Raw genomic sequence first — 16,212 nt, 5'->3', positions numbered from 1 at the left:
CCGTGAACGTCATAGAACGAACCTTCGCCTACCTCATGGACGGCGCCAACTGGCAGGGAAACGGCGGAATCCTCGTGCGCCTGCTCGAACACCTGAGCGTCACCGCCCTCGCCACCGCCTGCGCGGCACTCATCGTCGTGCCCCTCGGTCTCTGGGCAGGGCACCACCGCCCGGGTTACGGCACCAACCGCGGCCGTAGCAACCTGCTCATGAGCGCCGTAGCCGCCACCCGCGCGCTACCCGCGCTCGGTCTGCTCACCATCCTGGCGCTCTGGCTGGGTGTCTCGACCCTGCCCTCCCTCATCGTGCTCATTATTATTGCGGCGGCACCCCTGCTCGCCGGAGTTCTTGAAGGCCTCGCCGCCGTACCGGAAGACCTCGTGGACGCGGCCCGCGCCCAAGGCCTCACCGAATGGCAGATCCTGACCCGCCTCGAAATCCCGCTCGCCGCCAACATGATGCTCGGCGGGCTCCGCTCCGCCCTCGTACAGGTCATCGCAACCGCGACCATCGTCGCCTACCTGAGCGGCGGAACCCTCGGCAGGTACCTTTTCGATGGGCTCGCCGTGCGCGATTACCCGCGCATGCTCGTCGCAACCCTGCTCGTAGCGCTTCTCGCCTTCGCCGTGGATGCGCTCATGGGCCTTGCGCAGCGTGTGCTCACCCCCGCGGGGCTCACCATCAACCGGAAGAAGGCATGAACCCGATGAATCAGACGCCTCAAACCTTCTCGCGCCGTACCGTATCTCGTCGCACTGCTCTCACCGCCGCCGGTGCACTCGGCATGGCGGGTATTCTCAGCGCCTGCGGGCTCAGCGGCGACAAAGTCTTCAGCGGCGAACACGAAGGAATCATCGTCGGCTCAGCCGCCTTCGCCGAATCCCAGATTCTTGCTGAAATCTACGCCGGAGCCCTCGCCCGGGCGGGATTCAACGCCCGCACCCAGCTAAGCATCGGCGCCCGTGAGGCGTACCTGGGAGCACTCGCCTCCGGTGCGGTGGACGTTATCCCGGACTACTCCGGCAACCTGCTGCTTTACCTGGATCCGAAGGCTACAGCTAACACTGCGCAGGAGATTCTGCGGGCGCTACCCGCCGCCCTCGGCACCCTCACCACGGGTGGCTCCGGGGCTGAAATCCGCGCCCTGAACGCCTCCGAGGCGGAGGATAAGGACTCCCTCGTGGTCACTGCGCAGACCGCCCAAAAGTACGGCCTGCGTAGCATTGAAGATCTTGCCTCCCGCTGCACGAATCTGAAGCTCGGCGCCGCCCCGGAGTTTGCTGAGCGCGCCTACGGCATCCCGGGTCTGAAAGAAAAATATGGATGTATCCCCGCTGAGTTTGTACCCCTCTCGGATGGCGGTGGCGCGCTGACCGTCAAGGCTCTGCTGGATGACACCGTGCAGGTGGTTGACCTCTACTCGACCACCCCCGCGATTGAGCAGAATCAGCTGGTGGTGCTGGAGGATCCGAAGAATATGATTCTGGCTCAGCAGGTGCTGCCCATTATCAATACGTCGCGAGTTCCCGACTCCGCGGCGGAGGTCCTGAATCGTGTCTCGGCGAAGCTCACCACCGCCGATTTGCGCACTCTCAATGACCGTGTTTCGGGCACCTCCAAGCAGGAGCCCGCGCAGGCGGCGGCTACCTGGCTGAACGAGCACGGCTTTTAAGACTCCGCCTGATATTCCGTATAAATTCCTCTACAGGAATGGGTATATATAAAACCGACCTGGGAATATTCTAGAAATAGAATATTGCCAGGTCAGTTTATATCATCCCGCCCCACAGGCTAGGGGAGAGGCGCGGAACCGCTTTTAGCCCTCAACCAGCAACGCAAGCGCCTCGTAGGGGCGCAGGCTCAGCGTCACCATCTCAGCCGAATCAAATACAGCAGAATCCGCCGCAGCGGAATCGACCGCAGAATTCTTGTAATTACACACCAGCACGCGACCGGAACGAACAAACTCAGCCGGAACCTCAACCTCGGTCGGCTCACCGTAGAAGTTCGTCAATACCAGCAGGCGCTGCGCCGGGCTATCCTTCTCAGCTTCAGCGGGAAGCTCACGCAGGTACGCAAACACCCGCTCGTGATCCAACGCGTAGGGCGCGTACGAACCCGCAGAGATGACCGGGTACTGCTTACGCAGGGCAATCAGGTTGCGGTAGCAGGGCAGAATCACGCCGTCACGTTCCTCATCCTCCACCGAAATACCGGCACCGGTTGCCGCATCACGCACCGGGGCGGGAGCCAGCCACGGCGACGTGGAACCAAAACCGGCAGTCGCAGGATCCGCGGTCCACTGCATCGGCACACGCGAATTATCGCGAGCCTTCGACGCCACAATCTCCAGGGCCTGCTGCTCGTTCAGGCCGCGCTCACGCAGCATCGCGTAGGCGTTGTGCGCCTCCACATCCACGTACTGCTCGATCGAGGAGTAGACCGGGTCAATCATGCCGATTTCCTCGCCCTGGTACACGTACGGGGTGCCGCGCAGCAGGTGAATCACGGTCGCCAGCATGGTTGCCGACTCGGCACGGTAACGCTCAACGTCACCAAAACGGTTCAGCGCGCGCGGCTGATCGTGGTTATTCCAGAACAGCGCGTTCCAGCCGCCGCCGGCCTGCATACCCAGTGCCCAATCGTTCAGAATCTGCTTCAACTCGGCAAAACGGAACGGCACCTTCGACCACTTCTCGCCGTTCTCATAGTCCACCTTCAGGTGGTGGAAGCTGAACACCATGTCCAGCTCGTGGTTTGCCGGGTTGGAGTAGCCCACGCAGTTTTCGATGCTGGTCGAGGACATCTCGCCCACGGTCACGGTGTCGTCGTGCTGACCGAAGGAGGCGCGGTTCAGCTGTTGAATACGAGTGTGCACAATCGGGGTGTCGGTGTATTGTGCCTTGTCCACGGTGCCTTCGGGGGCGTCGAGCAGCTCCTCGCCCTTGCCGATGACGTTAATGACGTCGAAACGGAAACCGCGCACGCCCTTCTCGTACCAGAAGTTCACGACCTTAAACAGCTCGTCGCGCACAACCGGGTTGTACCAGTTCACGTCCGCTTGGGTGCGGTCGTATAGGTGCATGTAGAACAGAGGAGTGCCGTGCTCATCCGTGTACTCGCCGAAACGGGACCAGCAGGGGCCGCCGAACTTCGACTCCCAGTTGGTCGGTTCACGCAGCTGACCGTCCTCGGTGTATTTGCCGGGGCGAATGTAGAAGTAATCCCAGTACTCGCGCTCGTTGGCGAGCGCACGCTGGAACCATTCGTGCTCGGTCGAAACATGGTTGAGCACCATGTCGAACATGACGCCCACACCGTGCTCGGCGAGGGCGGCGATCATCTCTTCGACATCCTCCATGGTGCCCAGGTCGGGGTTAATGGCGTAGTAGTCGGAGATGTCGTAGCCGTTGTCGTTCTGCGGGGAGGCGAAGAACGGGTTGAACCACACCATGTCCACGCCCAAGGAAGCAATGTAGGGCACCTTCTCGATGACGCCGCGCAGGTCGCCGTAGGCGCCACCGGCGGAGGAGTAGAAGGACTTGGGGTACACCTGGTAGATGACGGAGGACGCGAAGTCCTTGCCGCCTGCCGGGGTGAGGGTGAGCGATGCGGTGGGTGCCTGTGTCATGGAAACCTTCTGAAATATATGCAGGGTTCAGCGTGTATAAAAGCGTGTATAAATCAGCGTGTTGGCAACGAACCGCGTCGGTGCTACATATGCGCAGCGAGGTTCGTCCGCGGCAGACACAGACGCCTGCCGCCTCCCGGTGCGTTCGCCGCTTGAATATCGCCGCCCGCAACCTGGGGTCATTCCAGATTAGGGGGCATAATGGGGTGATGCCCCCCATCTACCCCAAAGGGGGCAATTCTGCCGCAGATCCGGCACAACTCCGTGGCCTCAGCCCTCCCACCGATAGGCGGTTGCAGGCTCGTGCGCGTTTCGATGCATGAAACCAAAGTGACCCTGAGCTGAAGAGCGTTGGACGCCGCGCGTAAAATCAGTACTTGCATCACTACGGAAGGTAAAACAATGCCAGAACTGCGTTCACGTACTTCAACTCACGGCCGTAACATGGCTGGTGCCCGCGCCCTGTGGCGTGCCACCGGCATGGGCGATGACGATTTCGGTAAGCCCATTATTGCTATCGCGAACTCTTTCACCCAGTTCGTGCCCGGTCACGTGCACCTGAAGAACATGGGTGAACTGGTCGCCGGCGCTATCCGTGAGGCTGGCGGCGTCGCCAAGGAATTCAACACCATCGCCGTTGATGACGGTATCGCGATGGGCCACGACGGGATGCTCTACTCGCTGCCTTCCCGCGACCTGATTGCTGACTCGGTCGAGTACATGGTTAACGCGCACCGTGCCGACGCGTTGGTCTGCATCTCTAACTGTGACAAGATCACCCCCGGTATGCTTCTGGCGGCAATGCGCCTGAACATCCCCACTATCTTTGTGTCCGGCGGCCCGATGGAGTCCGGCGAGGGTATTGAGGGCGTTGTTGAGCACCGCCTCGACCTGATTGACGCCATGGTGATGGCTGTTAACGACAGCGTCAGCGATGAGGCGCTCGCTCAGGTTGAGAAGAATGCCTGCCCGACCTGTGGTTCCTGCGCGGGTATGTTCACCGCGAACTCCATGAACTGCCTGAACGAGGCGATTGGCCTGGCGCTGCCCGGTAACGGCACCACTCTGGCTACCCAGGTGGCTCGTAAGGAGCTGTTCCTGGACGCTGGCCGCCGCATCGTGGAGCTGGCTAAGCGCTACTACGAGCAGGATGACGAGTCGGTTCTGCCCCGTTCGATTGCCACCAAGGAGGCATTCGAGAACGCTATGGCGCTGGACGTGGCGATGGGCGGTTCGACCAACACCGTGCTGCACACCCTGGCGATCGCTCACGAGGCGGGTGCCGACTTCACTCTGGATGACATTGACCGTATTTCGCGTCAGGTTCCCTGCCTGGCGAAGATTGCCCCGAACTCCACTAAGTACCACATTGAGCACGTGCACCGTGCCGGTGGTATCCCCGCCCTGCTGGGTGAGCTGAACCGTGCCGGCCTGCTGCACAAGAACGTTCATTCTGTTCACGCTGATTCGCTGGACGAGTGGCTGGACGAATGGGATATCCGCGGCGGCAAGGCCAGCGAAAAGGCCAAGGACCTCTTCCTGGCAGCCCCCGGTGGCGTGCGCACCACCCATGCGTTCTCGACCGCGAACAAGTACGAGTCCCACGAGACTGACTCCGAGAACGGTTGCATCCGCGCCGTGGAGCACGCGTACACCAAGGACGGCGGCCTGGCGGTCCTGTACGGCAACATCGCCCAGGACGGCGCAATCATCAAGTCCGCTGGTATTGATGAGGAGCTGTTCCACTTCAAGGGTCGCGCTTTCGTGGTTGAGTCGCAGGACGAGGCTGTGTACGAGATCCTGTCGAAGAACGTGAAGGAAGGCGACGTTGTCGTCATCCAGTACGAGGGCCCGAAGGGTGGCCCCGGCATGCAGGAGATGCTGTACCCGACCTCTTACCTGAAGGGTCTGGGCCTCGGTAAGAAGTGCGCACTGATTACTGACGGTCGTTTCTCGGGTGGTACCTCCGGTATTTCGATTGGTCACGTCTCCCCGGAGGCGGCTGCTGGCGGCGCAATCGGCCTGGTGCAGACCGGCGACGAGATTGAGATTGACGTGAACAACCGCATCCTGCGTGTGAACGTTTCGGATGAGGAGCTGGCTGCTCGCCGCGAGGCGAAGGGTACCGCACCGTGGCGTCCGACCAAGCCGCGTGAGCGTCAGGTATCGAACGCCCTGAAGGTGTACGGTATGTTGGCTGCTTCGGCTGATAAGGGCGGCGTACGCATCCTGCCCGAGGACGCATAAGCCCCTCACGTATCCTGTGAGAATTTAATATCTTGCCCTGATGGGCTGGCGCCCCGTTCCGCGGTTTTTCTGCGGGCGGGGCGCTGCTCTTTGTTCGCGTCTTTGTCTACCGTCGTGGGGGATACCCGGTGCGGCGTATTGCCTTGTCAGTTGCGGTGCAGTAGGGTGTAAGAAGGTATTTAGGTACCCGATTCACCGACTCAGCACAACCACTCAACACAATGCAATTCGCAACCCTCACGAGGACGTATTCATGATTACCCTGCCCGCACGCGCACAGCGTGCCTTTACTTGCCGTGCCCTGGCGGCTCTTGCCTGCATCGGTGCGCTCGCTTTGAGTTCTTGCTCTGCCCAGCCTCAGGCTGATGATTCTGAAACCGCCCCGATGAAGGTCGCGACTTCCTCGGCGTCCGTTGATGCGAAGACCCTGTTCACCGCGGCGGATGGCTCCTGGAAACCGAATACCGTGCAGATTGCTGCCGGCTTGGATTCCCCTGCAACCTACGATTCGGTGGCGACCCCCACGAATGAGCCGAGCACCAACGCCGAGTACGAGGCGGCATACGCCACGGCGAGCGGCTCCGTGAGCACTATCGATCCTGGTACTCGCTGTGGCGTGACGAGTCTGCTGGGTGGTTCCGCCGGTATTTACGTGTATGACGGTTCGGATTGCGCGAAGGCTCAGGAGGCGGTGCGCCTCTTCAATAACCGCAAGAACCAGGACGGCGCGGCGAGTGTTGAGTGGTACCAGTGCGCTACGAAGGTGCAGGGCCGCGACTACATTACGGGTGCCTGCTTCACGCAGGGTGGTAGCGTTGAGAAGCCGCGCCTGGCGCTGATTCCGGCACAGACCCGCATGCTGTCGGGTACGCTGACCTTCGCCGAGGCGTACGGTGGCGGCACCTTCGGTCAGGGTGATTCTGCGAAGACTGTTGAGGCGCTGCGTTTCACCAGCCCGGACTCTAAGGTCGCGTGTTCGGTGACCCCGTCGGGTGTGGACTGCCAGGCGCTGGTGGGCGTGACCCTGCAGGGATGGGATGCCGCATCCGGTAAGGCGCAGCAGCGCGTGCACATGGTGCAGGGCCAGGCGCCCGAGGTGAGCCTGGTCGGTCAGACCGCCACCCCGGAGCCGGTGAATACTGAGGGTATTGTTGCCCTGTCTACCGGTCAGGTGGTGACCGCGTACGGGTACACCTGCAAGTCGGTGAATACCGGTAAGGTGCACTGCGTGAGCGAGGGCAACGGTTTCACCCTCGACTCGGTTGAGGTCGGCCTGGAGCGTCACTAGCGGGTGCGCTCGCCTTCGGGACTTAACACACGGTGCCCGGCACCCCTCAGCGGAAGGGGTGCCGGGCACCGTATGTTTAGATGTTGCTTAGCGGAAGTTGACGATACGCACGTCCAGCTCGGAGGCGAGCAGCGGCTCCCATGCGGCGACGGCCTGGGTGAAATGCTCGGTGGCCATGTGCACATCCAGTAGAGCCTGGGACTCCCAACGCTCGATGAAGGCGAACTCGGTTTCGGAGACGGCGCCGAAGTCGTAGCTGACGTTGCCCTCGTCCTTGCGGCTGGCGGTCACGAGCGGCTCAATGGTCTTGAGGAACTCCTCGACGTGCTCGGGCTTGACGGACAGTCCTGCGTAGACACCAATCATGGTTTCTCCTTTGGGTGGGGCGGCTGGTGCCGCATCGTTGATGACTCTCTTACGGTACACCTTTGGGGCGGCGGCGTGGTTCAGGCACGACGGATGTCCACACCGGCGGGAGGGGATGTTTGCCGGCCCTTCGCTGACTGGAAAAAAATCTCACAAATGTTTGCGACTCCTCCAGCTTCGACCTATAAAAGAAAGGTAAGTCAATCCGCACGCATGAAAGGAGAAGCGGAATGGTAGTCACGGGAGGTGACCGCGTTGGTATTTTCACCGGCTCATATCAAACGATGCGCCCTGACCTGGGAAGCGCCCGACTATAGTGCTTCCTACCCGGCCGGATACACCGATCAGGGGGTTGCCGTCATTGCGGTAGCTCAGGAACACCGCCAGGCGCAGGGTTTTTGCTACTCGGCGCTGTCGACGGTGGTTTTTATTTCGAAGCAGGACGGCACCCGCGCCGTCATTAATGAGGAGCCCCTGCTCTTTCAGCACACTCATTCGCTCATGGAGTCCTGCGATGAGGTGCATCCCCGTCTGCTGGGCCGAGCCGTGTTGGCCGCCTGGGATCACATCCCGGAGCAGTACCGTCGCAACCTGGTGACGATTGCGGCCGACCGTAAGCACCTAAAGCACCTGTTCCGGGATTGCGACCACCTGAAGACGATTATGGAGTACCGCGCTTTCGAGAAGGTGCTGGACCCCTACGATAATCACTCCCTGGGTGAGGTGCACGTGAAGCTGGCCGGCACCCCCGCCTACGAGCGGATGCAGGCCGAGGTCACCCGTACGCGCGAGACCGTGGACGCCATGGTGCACGACGCTCTTGCCCCCCGCCCGCTTGAACAGCTGGAGGATTACAGTGTCTTTACGGACTGCTCGTTTCGTTCCACGCACAACAAGAAGTACCAGCGCGGTGGCCGCATGGGCATCGCCGGAGTGAGCGAGGACGGCTTTTACTTTCACTCTCACTATGACGGCGTGAATATCATGACCGGAGAGCTGTCGGCCGTGCTGGCCGCATATACCGTGTTTCACAGCGGTTCGCGCCGCCTGATTATCAATACCGATTCCTTGGGCGCCATCACCTTCGTGTTGCGCCTGGCGCACAGCCGCTGGACCTTCGAGACCTGGGCCTCCGAGGGTGTGCAGGATGAACGCGTGGTCGCCCAGATGCGCTCCCTCACCGAGGCAATCCGCGAGAAGCGCGTGCTGGTTAAGCACGTTCCGGGCCATACCGGTCACGGCCTGCAGGAGAGCAGCGACTCCGTGTCGAAGATGCACCGGCACTTTCCCGGACAAATTGTTGATAAACGGCATCAAAGCGAATTTAACCAGCGCTGTGAGTCGATTATTACCGCTCTGGCGGGGTGCGCGAAGGCGGTTCGCCTGATGGCTCCCGACTGGGTGCAGATTAAACCCTCTTCAATTCACGCGGGAAACCGTTTGTGGCGTTAGAATAGAATTGGGTAGAAATGAACGCGCGATGCGTCCACCGTATAGAATCTATGCGTCGAGTGGAGGCCTCGCGTGTTTCTTTTACCCTTTTTCTGCCCAGCGCTTCCGAATGGGGTGGGTGCAGGCAGGCATAGAATTGGGGGAAGAATTTCTGAATCTCCCGATTTTTAGCGGGCACGCACTTCACTTATTTTTTGGGACCCTTTATGCCTTTTCAGCTTCCCGACTCTTCTCTATCTATTCCGCTGGTGGTGCTGTATGCGCTGACGGTGTTTTCGCTGGTGCTCTTTATCTGCCTCTACCTGCGGGAACGCCGTAGCGTGTTTGTCGGCTGGTTGCTGATTGCGACCGTGGGGTTGCTGGGTACGAGCCTGGGCGTAACGGCGATTGTGGCAGAGAACCAGATTTTGCTGATGTTGGCGTTCCTCATTGTTATCGTTCCGGCGATCCTTTCGATTTTTACGCCTTTGGGTTTGACCGGTCTTTTCCTTTATAGCGGTGTGCGTCTTATTGTTCGTGAGGGTTTTTCGCTCACTAATTCTTTGGCATTGGCTGCCGGTATTGCCCTTATTGTGGGCCCGTTCTTTGCTCCCGGTCCGGCGGAGAACACTCCGTTGGGCGGTGTGTGGGGAACAATTTATTTCTATTTTTCGCTGGTGCTGACCTATTTCACCATCTACGCGGTGGGCTTTACTGTGTCGGCAGTGTTGAACCTGGTGAATTTCCGTCAGCAGGCTGACTATGTGGTGGTGCTCGGCTCGGGTCTCATGGGGGATCAGGTGACTCCGCTGCTGGCGGGTCGTATCGATCGCGGCATTGAAATTTACCGTAAGAACCCCGGCTCGAAGCTGATTATGTCTGGCGGTCAGGGCCCGGATGAGGATGTACCCGAGGGTGTGGCGATGACTCGCTACGCTGTATCCCGTGGTATTCCCGAGACGGACATTATTGTGGAGGACCGCGCGGTGAATACCCGCGAGAATCTGCTCTTCTCTTACGCTCTGATGCCGGAGGTTGCCGAGGGCAAAACCCCGAAAGTTGCTGTGGCAACAACCAGCTACCACCTGTTCCGTGCGTTGCTGCTGGCGCGTTCGCTGGGCCTGAAATGCTGGGGTGCGGGGGCTCGTACGAAGGTGTATTTTGCGGTGAACGCGTTTATTCGCGAGTTCATCGGCTATTTGAGCATGACGCGCCGCCGTCACATCATTACCTTGAGCCTGTGCACGGTCCTCTACATTGCAGTGGTGCTCTTCGTGTGGTGGATGCACTCCGCAGGTTTGGTGGGCCCGGGCGAGCCGATCTAGCCTCCAGCGGCGGCTTTAGCTTGTAGCCAGGTGCATCCTGCGATAGCGCCTCATACAATAAAACTGCCCACCCGGGGTTATCCGGGTGGGCAGTTTTATTTAGAGGAGCGATGACCACAATCGGCAGAGGTTCTCAATCACCTTGATGCGGCGCGGACGCTCAGCCCACTGGGTGTACAGCAGCTCAGTGCACTTGCTTTCGTAATCGGCCGTGACCTCCTCAAGCATGGTGACCATGGCGCGGTCGGTAATAAAGGTGGAAACCTCCATGTTGAGCGAGAAGGAGCGCGGGTCCATATTCGAGGAGCCGATGAACGCCAGGTCGTCGTCCACGAACATGAACTTGGAGTGCAGCACGGTCGGGCTGGGGTACTGCAGGATGCGCACACCCGCCTGGAGTAGCTGCTCGTAGTAGGAACGCTGCGCCATGTTGGGCAGGAACTGATCGCCCTTTTCACACACAATCACGGTGGTTTCGATGCCTGAGTAGGCGGCGTTGGTGAGCGCCTGAAGCAGGGTTTCCTCGGGCACGAAGTAGGGCGAGCAGATGGTGATACGCCGCTCGGCGTTGTAGATCATGTAGTTGATGAGGCGCAGGTTGTTTTCCGTCTCGAAACCGGGGCCGGAGGGCACAACCTGGGCGCGCATCCCATCACCCGCATAGGGGATATCCGTGTTAATTTCGGCGAGCAGCAGCTGGTTCGTCTCGGAGTACCAATCGGAGACGAAGACGGCGTTGAGCTCTTCGACGATGGGGCCGGTGCAGGAGAACGTAAGGTCCTTCCACTGCAAACCCTTTTTGATGTTTTCGGGGGTGTCGTAGGAACGATCGATGACGTTCTGCGAGCCGGAGAAGGCGACCTGTCCATCCACGACGAGTACCTTGCGGTGGTTACGCAGGTCGGGTCGCTGCCACTTGAGCTTCCAGGGCTTAATCGGCAGCATGAGCTTCCACTGCATGCCGGACTCGTTGAGCATCTTCAGAAGGTGCTTGTAGGAGGGGTACTTGCGCGAGCCGATGTGGTCGATCAGCACGCGTACCTGCACTCCGCGGCGATGGGCCGCAAAAAGGGAATCCCAGAGCACGGCGCTGGATTCGTCGTAGGCGGCGATGTAGAACTCGAAGTGCACGTATTCGGTGGCCCGGTCCACGGCCTTGGACATTTCAACCATGGCCTGGTGGTTGTCGGTGTGGAGGGTGAACTGGTTACCGCCGACGAGGGGGAGAGAACCGAGGGTGTAGTTGAGCTGGCTGGCTACCTTGGCGGGGTCGGAGAGGTCGTCGGTGCGGGTGAGGGCCGGCTTGTTTTCGGTGGCTTCGCGAATCATATCGTTCATGGCGTGCTGCCGGGCGCGTCGGTACGCGGGCAGGCGTGAGGAACCGAAGACGAGGAAGACGAAGAATCCCGCGTAGGGGATGAAGAAGATGGCCATGAGCCAACCGAGGGCGACCACGGGCTTGCGATTGTAGGGCAGCCAGAAGAGAGCGATAAGTCGAATCAGGATATCGAGAATACCGAGGGTGAGGCGCAGCCAATCGGGCAGGAAGTCGAGGTATGCGGGGGCAAATAGGTTCACCCGTCTATTATGCCGTGGCCGGTGAACTCTTGTGGGGGGAGTGCGGTAGCGCCTCACGATTCGGGTCGGGGGTGCCGTTTGCAGGGGGGAGATGAAAGACACAGAACGGCTAATTGCAATAGCGCAAATATTCACTTGAGCATCCCGTGCAGGGATGAAATAATTGCACTCATGCAGAAAAAGGAATTGAGCCTTCGAGAACGACGACGCGAACAGACCTGGCGCGCCCTCCACGAAGCGGCCCTCAAGCGCGTCCGCGAACACGGGATGCGCGGAACCACCGTTGAGGAAATTGCCCGTGAGGCCGGGGTCTCGCCCCGTACCTTCTTCAACTACTTCCCCTCCAAAGAAGACGCCGTCCTGGGCCTGCGCGAACCGGTCGTCAGCGAGGAAATCCTTGAAACCGATCGTCTCCACGAGGACGAAAACACGATTATTCGTGTCACCCACTTGCTGTGGCAGATTATTTTCCATAGCTTCTACTACATCAAGGTCAAGAGCAACGATTTCCAGACCCACTGTCGTGAATTCCCCGACTCGGCCAAGCGCTTCAAGATGCACCACATGCGGTGCGAGCAGGTGCTCACCGAGTATCTGAACACGATTGACTGGGTTGCCTTTGACGCTGCCGGCCGCCGCGGCCCCTTCCCGCGTCGATCCCCGTCGGACCCGCTGACCGACCACCTGCAGGAGCGTGCCCGCGCCAAGGTGCAGCTGGCCTCGGCGGTGTTGCGTCAGCTGGAGTTTGCTCGCCATCTGGAGGATGAGGAAGAAATTAACCGCGGTATTCGACAGACGGTGAAAACCTACCAGTTCCTGCTTTTTGAGCAGAGTAGGCCTGCAATCTAGCGGCGGTTCACCACCCTGAGCTATACACTGCTATACACGGGCTACAGAAACCCGCCTGCTAGAACCAGAACGTGAATCCCGGCGGGCACCCGCAACAGACATATATTGAACGTAACTAAGGATTATCGATGAGTACAGAGGAAAAGAAGCTACCTCAGCCGCCAGCCGGCGAGGCCAAGCAGGAAAGTAAAAACCGCATCCGCGCCATGTTCTTGGGCTTGGTCATTGTGATGCTCATGTCCTCGCTGAACCAGACGATTCTGGCGCCGTCGCTGCCCACGATTGTGGGTGAGCTTCACGGCGTGGAGCACATGAGCTGGGTGATTACTATTTTCATCCTGCTTTCGACGATTACGATGCCGGTCTACGGCAAGCTTTCCGACCAGTTCGGACGCAAGCCCTTCCTGATTTTCGCAATCGTCTCCTTCATGGCGGGCTCCGTGGTTGGCGCGCTCGCCCAGGATATGAACTGGCTGATTTTTGCTCGTGCCCTGCAGGGCCTGGGCGGTGGCGGTCTGATGATTCTATCTCAGGCCGTGATTGCTGATGTGATTCCTCCCCGTGACCGCGGCCGTTACATGGGTATTATCGGTGGCGTTTTCGCGTTCTCCTCGGTGGCTGGTCCGTTGATTGGTGGCTGGATTACTGAGGGCCCGGGCTGGCGTTGGGCGTTCTGGCTGAACCTGCCGCTGGCTGTTCTGTCGATTCTTGCGGTGATTTTCTTGTTGCCGCACCGCCCGTTCCGTGACCGTGAGAAGCACAACATCGACTACCTCGGTTCGCTGATTCTCATGGCGGGTACGAGTGCGCTGGTGCTTGCCACGATTTGGGGCGGTAACCAGTACGAGTGGACTTCGCCTGAGATTATTGGTCTGCTGGTCTTCTCCGTGGTTGCTGCGCTGGTGTTTATCCCGGTGGAGAACCGTGCGGCTGAGCCGGTCATGCCCATGTACCTGTTCAAGAACCGTAACTTTGTGCTGACTCTGGGCGCTTCGCTGGCGCTGGGTGTGGCGATGTTCGGTGCTGTGGAGTACATCCCGACCTATCTGCAGATGGCATTGGGTGTGAGCGCTACGGTGGCTGGTCTGCTGATGATTCCGATGATGGGCGTCATGCTGGTGGTGTCGATTGTGACGGGTCGCCTGGTGTCGAAGACTGGTCGTTATAAGGGTTACGTGACGAGCGGTACCGCGATTGTGGCGCTGGGTCTGTTCCTTCTGTCGACCGTGACTATTGATACCCCGACCTGGCTGTTCTGTGTGTACCTGGGGGTGATGGGTGCCGGTCTGGGTATGTCCATGCAGTTCTTGACCCTGATTGTTCAGAACGCGTTCCCGGTGAGCGTGGTGGGTACCGCGACGGCGGCGAACAACTTCTTCCGTCAGGTGGGTGCTACTGTGGGTGCCTCGCTGGTGGGTGGTCTGTTCACCTCGCGTCTGACCTCGCTGATTTCTGAGCGTATGCCGCAGCAGGCGTTGCAGTCTTCGGGCGGTCACGCGTCTTCGTCGTTGACTCCTGAGCTGGTGGCGTCTTTGCCCGAGCCGGTGCACGGCATCATTGTGAATGCGTATAACGATGCGCTGATTCCGCTATTCCTGTACCTGGTTCCGTTGGCTCTGGTGTCTACGCTGCTTCTGTTCTTCATTCGTGAGGATGCGCTGGCGACGACCCTGGAGACTGAGCCTGCTGTTGATGTTGCCCGTGCGGCGACCGGCGCGATCCCGGTGATTACTCCGGAGATGGCGACGAAGGATGCTCAGGCGCTGAAGAGCATGCAGGGTTCTGCCCGCACTCGTATTGATGAGTCGTTGAGTTCGGAGGCTTCGCCCGAGCCTGGCTCTCAGGAGAACGGCGGCGCCCAGCGTCCCTAGGCGTGAGATGACGAACGGTGCACGCTGGAGCGGTTCGTAGCTTTTCGTCATAAAAAACTGTTACCCCTAACCGGTGTAACTTATGCGTGCAACGGCTTGCCCTTGGCGGATATGCTGGGGTGAGCCGTTGCTGTATGCGAAGTGGGGAGGGCGGTGAGCCCCTCGGATTTCCGTATTCTCGCGTCCCAGATTTTTGGGCGTGGCACGTCGATAATAGCTGCGCCCCGCCGATCCCGCGCCGGCTACATCCCGGTACCCCTTGAAGACTAGAGGAGTTTCAACCATGAAGATTCTGCAGCCTACCTCCATCACCCTTGACTGTGAGCACCTGGGCTTGGAGCCGGGCGATACCGTGCGCCTCTACGACCCCGCCACCCCGATTGCTGAGGAGGACACCGACGCAGACGTGTTCATCGTGTGGGCGAACACCGCGGAGCAGCTGGCTGATTCTGCTTCTCGCCTGAAGAATGTGGCCCTGGTGCAGGCACTGCTGGCGGGCCCGGACGCTGTGCGCGCCGCGGGTTTCCGTCCCGAGGCTGCCATGTGCTCGGGGGTGGGTCTGCACTCGAAGACCGTGGCTGAGCACGCTCTGGCGTTGACCTTGAACCTGGTGCGTTTCCTGCCGACCCTGGCTGTTGAGCAGGGCAAGCGCCGCTGGGCGGCTGAGTTGGGCGGAGCCCAGGAGCTACACCCCGAGAACCAGGTGACCACTCTGCTGGATGCGAATGTTATGGTGTGGGGCTTTGGCTCGATTGGTCAGGAGATCGCCCGCCTGCTCAAGGCTTTTGGTGCGAAGGTGACCGGTGTGGCTCGTTCTGCGGGTGAGCGTGCCGGCTTCCCTGTGATTGCGACCGAATCGATTGACGAGTACCTGCCGAGCACCGATGTGCTGATTATGGTGCTGCCCACCTCTGATGAAACCTTCCACGCGATGGATGAGCACCGCCTGGCCCTGCTTCCTTCCCGCGCGTACCTGGTGAACGTTGGTCGCGACACCACCGTGGATGAGCCCGCGTTGGTTAAGGCGCTGAAGGAGGGCAAGCTGGCCGGTGCAGCGGTGGATGTTGCTCAGAACGAGCCGCTGCCCGCCGAGGACCCGCTGTGGGATGCCCCGAACCTGGTGATTACCCCGCACGCGGCTGGCGGTCGTCCGGTGGATCCGGAGTCGCTGATTGCTCATAATATTGCTGCCCTGCGTGCGGGTGCTCCGGCTGAGGAGTACCGCAACCGCTTCTAGGCGCTACCCGGGCTTGTTTTACTTTTAGTTCCTATCCCCGCAGGTGCTCTGCACGCGGGTAGGAGAGAGACGGAGGCGGCGCCCCGCCGCGAGTAGCGTGCTCGTGTCGGGACCCCGCCTTTGGCTGTTTTGCCTTAAAGGGCGTGTTTAAGAGGTGTGCCTTAGCTTCTGCTACTGCCTTCTGAACTGTTGGTTTAGCCAGTGAATTAGTGGGTTTACGTGGTGTTTTACCCCGGTAATACCCCTATCGAAAGTGTCATAACGTCCTTATGTCGCGGAGAATGTTTCCGATGTAAAATTTTCGTAAAAATTATTAATTCACCCCTTTGCCCCGGTAATTCCGGGGTATTTTTTCGCACAGTCTCCTTCCAGCCCTCGTACAGGCTGTT

At 59.9% G+C, this 16,212-nt stretch carries 12 protein-coding genes; 9 read left to right on the top strand and 3 right to left on the bottom strand.

Translation table 11 applies throughout. The features are described 5' to 3' along the window. Positions 1-2: 2 nt before the first annotated feature. Positions 3-701 carry an ABC transporter permease gene (locus HMPREF2874_RS00385; protein ID WP_070648365.1) on the top strand — a complete coding sequence of 233 codons (699 nt, stop codon included), beginning with the start codon at positions 3-5 and terminating at the stop codon, positions 699-701. Between the two features lie 5 nt (positions 702-706). Beyond that, positions 707-1,672 carry an ABC transporter substrate-binding protein gene (locus HMPREF2874_RS00380; RefSeq protein ID WP_070648579.1) on the top strand — a complete coding sequence of 322 codons (966 nt, stop codon included), beginning with the start codon at positions 707-709 and terminating at the stop codon, positions 1,670-1,672. A 144-nt stretch (positions 1,673-1,816) separates the two neighbouring features. On the opposite strand, the gene HMPREF2874_RS00375 is transcribed toward HMPREF2874_RS00380, so the two are convergent. After that, a complete protein-coding gene (locus HMPREF2874_RS00375) occupies positions 1,817-3,631 on the bottom strand; it encodes an alpha,alpha-phosphotrehalase (RefSeq protein WP_070648363.1) in 1,815 nt (604 codons plus the stop codon). Between the two features lie 402 nt (positions 3,632-4,033). Between HMPREF2874_RS00375 and ilvD the strand changes: the two genes are divergently transcribed. Both ilvD and HMPREF2874_RS00365 read left to right on the top strand, forming a co-directional pair. Beyond that, a complete protein-coding gene (gene ilvD, locus HMPREF2874_RS00370; RefSeq protein WP_070648361.1) occupies positions 4,034-5,878 on the top strand; it encodes a dihydroxy-acid dehydratase in 1,845 nt (614 codons plus the stop codon). Positions 5,879-6,131: 253 nt separating this feature from the next. Then, positions 6,132-7,166, top strand: coding sequence for a 2-oxoglutarate dehydrogenase (locus tag HMPREF2874_RS00365; RefSeq protein WP_070648358.1), 1,035 nt, complete (start codon positions 6,132-6,134; stop codon positions 7,164-7,166). An 87-nt stretch (positions 7,167-7,253) separates the two neighbouring features. Here HMPREF2874_RS00365 and HMPREF2874_RS00360 read toward each other — a convergent pair whose 3' ends face one another. Beyond that, positions 7,254-7,532, bottom strand: coding sequence for a putative quinol monooxygenase (locus HMPREF2874_RS00360; RefSeq protein ID WP_049342736.1), 279 nt, complete (start codon positions 7,530-7,532; stop codon positions 7,254-7,256). A gap of 255 nt (positions 7,533-7,787) precedes the next feature. Here HMPREF2874_RS00360 and HMPREF2874_RS00355 point away from each other — a divergent pair, with 255 nt between their 5' ends. After that, positions 7,788-8,984 (top strand): RNase H family protein, encoded by a 1,197-nt coding sequence (locus HMPREF2874_RS00355; RefSeq protein WP_070648577.1) that lies wholly within the window; start codon positions 7,788-7,790, stop codon positions 8,982-8,984. Positions 8,985-9,190: 206 nt separating this feature from the next. Further along, on the top strand, positions 9,191-10,288 hold the full coding sequence (locus HMPREF2874_RS00350; RefSeq protein ID WP_246823727.1) for a YdcF family protein: 1,098 nt from the start codon (positions 9,191-9,193) through the stop codon (positions 10,286-10,288). Between the two features lie 99 nt (positions 10,289-10,387). Here the strand turns inward: HMPREF2874_RS00350 and cls are convergent, their stop codons facing one another. Next, positions 10,388-11,866 carry a cardiolipin synthase gene (cls, locus tag HMPREF2874_RS00345; RefSeq protein ID WP_070648356.1) on the bottom strand — a complete coding sequence of 493 codons (1,479 nt, stop codon included), beginning with the start codon at positions 11,864-11,866 and terminating at the stop codon, positions 10,388-10,390. A gap of 171 nt (positions 11,867-12,037) precedes the next feature. Between cls and HMPREF2874_RS00340 the strand changes: the two genes are divergently transcribed. From HMPREF2874_RS00340 to HMPREF2874_RS00330, 3 genes are all read left to right on the top strand, one after another. Continuing rightward, positions 12,038-12,715, top strand: a complete 678-nt coding sequence (locus HMPREF2874_RS00340) for a TetR/AcrR family transcriptional regulator (protein WP_070648354.1) — start codon at positions 12,038-12,040, stop codon at positions 12,713-12,715. Positions 12,716-12,843: 128 nt separating this feature from the next. Further along, complete coding sequence (locus HMPREF2874_RS00335) at positions 12,844-14,586, top strand: MDR family MFS transporter (protein WP_070648352.1); 1,743 nt, start codon at positions 12,844-12,846, stop codon at positions 14,584-14,586. A gap of 283 nt (positions 14,587-14,869) precedes the next feature. Then, positions 14,870-15,823 carry a phosphoglycerate dehydrogenase gene (locus HMPREF2874_RS00330; protein WP_070648350.1) on the top strand — a complete coding sequence of 318 codons (954 nt, stop codon included), beginning with the start codon at positions 14,870-14,872 and terminating at the stop codon, positions 15,821-15,823. Positions 15,824-16,212 lie beyond the last annotated feature (389 nt).

The sequence above is a fragment of the Rothia sp. HMSC068F09 genome (assembly GCF_001812775.1).
GTDB classification, from domain to species: Bacteria; Actinomycetota; Actinomycetes; order Actinomycetales; family Micrococcaceae; genus Rothia; species Rothia mucilaginosa_A.
The sequence above is the reverse complement of the archived record's forward strand: the minus strand, read 5'-3'. Positions and strand labels throughout refer to the sequence as shown.